The organism is Devosia soli, assembly GCF_000970455.1.
GTDB lineage: Bacteria > Pseudomonadota > Alphaproteobacteria > Rhizobiales > Devosiaceae > Devosia > Devosia soli.
In genome coordinates, this window is sequence record NZ_LAJG01000031.1 from 1 (window position 1) to 542 (window position 542).

Here is a 542-nt window from a genome sequence, read left to right on the forward strand (position 1 = left end):
ATGCTGGGGCGTCAGTCAGAAGGCCGGAGCGTTGCCAGCTATATGCGCTATTGGCAGCGGTGTCGGCCGCGGCGAAGGCTTCGGCAGGCGTACCCGCGCAACAGACCTGATCCTGTGCCAGCGATACCCCGCCGCTCAAATCGCGGGCAAGGGTCGCGAAATCAGTCGTGCCCTGCGCAAAGGCCGCGCAGGTCATGACGAGAAGGAGAAGGGGCGTTAGGACGATCTTTAGCATGGCTTGAGCTCCATGTCTTGGGAAAGGCGATGAGGGCCCTCATCGCCTTTCCCAAGACATGGAGCTCAAGCCATGCTAAAGATCGTCCTAACGCCCCTTCTCCTTCTCGTCATGACCTGCGCGGCCTTTGCGCAGGGCACGACTGATTTCGCGACCCTTGCCCGCGATTTGAGCGGCGGGGTATCGCTGGCACAGGATCAGGTCGGTTGGGCTGGTACGCCTGCCGAAGCCTTCGCCGCGGCCGACACCGCTGCCAATAGCGCATATAGCTGGCAACGCTCCGGCCTTCTGACTGACGCCCCAGCAT

2 protein-coding genes are annotated in these 542 nt (G+C 62.4%); one reads left to right on the forward strand and one right to left on the reverse strand.

The features are described from left to right. The coding region (locus VW35_RS15335) for a hypothetical protein (protein ID WP_046143977.1) at positions 1-235 on the reverse strand (235 nt) is incomplete at its 3' end. A gap of 72 nt (positions 236-307) precedes the next feature. Between VW35_RS15335 and VW35_RS15330 the strand changes: the two genes are divergently transcribed. Further along, positions 308-542, forward strand: a 235-nt coding sequence (locus tag VW35_RS15330; RefSeq protein ID WP_046143978.1) for a hypothetical protein, incomplete at its 3' end; no start/stop codon positions are given.